Origin of the sequence: Rhodopseudomonas sp. B29, from assembly GCF_000333455.1 — a bacterium.
GTDB lineage: Bacteria > Pseudomonadota > Alphaproteobacteria > Rhizobiales > Xanthobacteraceae > Rhodopseudomonas.
The window spans coordinates 1-1328 of the sequence record NZ_BADD01000688.1; the positions used below are offsets into that span (position 1 = coordinate 1).

Here is a 1328-nt window from a genome sequence, read left to right on the forward strand (position 1 = left end):
CGGGATGCCGGTCGATGGCGTTGACCAGCGGGCGCAGCAAAGTGTTGCCGGCGATCAGGAACACCGTCACCGCCACCGCCTGTGCGGCGAGGTCCGCGCCGGCGCAGGCGCCGACGGCGGCCGAACTCCACAACGTCGCGGCGGTGTTGAGGCCGCGGACGTTCATGCCCTCTTTCATGATGACGCCGGCGCCAAGAAAGCCGATGCCCGACACCACATAGGCGATCACCCGGACGGCGCCGTCGGCGCCGGCGAGATGCATCGCGAGGTCGACAAAGGCGGCGGCGCCGACCGCCACCAGCACGTTGGTGCGGAGCCCAGCGGCGCGCGTGCGATACTGCCGCTCGGCGCCGATCAGCATGCCGAGCACGAAGGCCACGCTCAGGCTGACCAGGGTGTCGAGGAAGTCAGTGGTCTGGAAAGTGGTGAGGAAGCGCATCGGAAAGCCGCCCGCGGTCGGAACGGCTTCCTCTTACAGCGGAAGAATGCCGCCCGCACCATCCTCGTCGGCGAAAGCCAGCAGTGTCCCCTTCGGATTCCAGGCCAGTGCCGAGATCGGCGGCGTGCCGTTGCGGCGGACCAGAATCTCGGCGCCGTCGGTCATTCGCACCATCAGCACGGTGCCGTCGCTGTAGCCGGCCGCCAGGATGTCGTTCTTGGGATGGCAGGCGACGGCCGAGACCTTGGCCTGCAGCGGCGCCAGCATTGCCGGCTGCTTGCCCATCGGCCCGTCCTTGGCGGCAAACGGCCAGATGATGACGCTGTCGGCGCCGGATGTGGCGAGGCCCTTGCCGCCGATGGTCCAGCCCATCGACCGCACCCGGCCGGGATAGCCGGTCATCCGCATGTGCTTGCTATCGGCCAGCCGCCAGCCGTGCAGCGCCGGCTCGTGCATCGAGGTGACGAGGAAGCGGTTGTCCGGCGAGAACATCACGCCGAGATGCGAGCCGGCCCATTCGAGAAACTCGGCATTGCCGGCCATGTTGGGAAACCACAGCGTCACGCCGTTGTAATGCGCGATCGCCAGCCGCAGCCCCTTGGGGGCGAACGCCAGGCCGCCGACGGTGGACGGCACTTCGAAGAATTTGTCTTCGCCCTTCGGCGCGCGAACATAGGCGATCTTGCCGGCCGACCAGGCGATGGCGCCGTCCGGATGCAGCGCGACGTTATCGATCCAGCGTCGCTTGGCATCGGTGGCGATCAGCTCGGTCTTTCCGGCCGCGTCGAGCGTCATCACCTTGCCGTCGTCGCCGCCGGTGAGGATACGCTTGCCGTCGCTCACAGCGCTGAGGATGGGCGCGCCGTGCAGCGCCACCGTCGACGTCTCG

At 68.2% G+C, this 1328-nt stretch carries 2 protein-coding genes; both read right to left on the reverse strand.

Annotated elements, in window-relative coordinates:
* Positions 1–439, reverse strand: a 439-nt coding sequence (locus I5M_RS24920) for an MgtC/SapB family protein (RefSeq protein ID WP_022723883.1), incomplete at its 3' end; no start/stop codon positions are given.
* Positions 440–472: 33 nt separating this feature from the next.
* Positions 473–1328 (reverse strand): WD40 repeat domain-containing protein (locus tag I5M_RS24925; protein ID WP_022723884.1); only part of this gene is annotated, 856 nt, incomplete at its 5' end.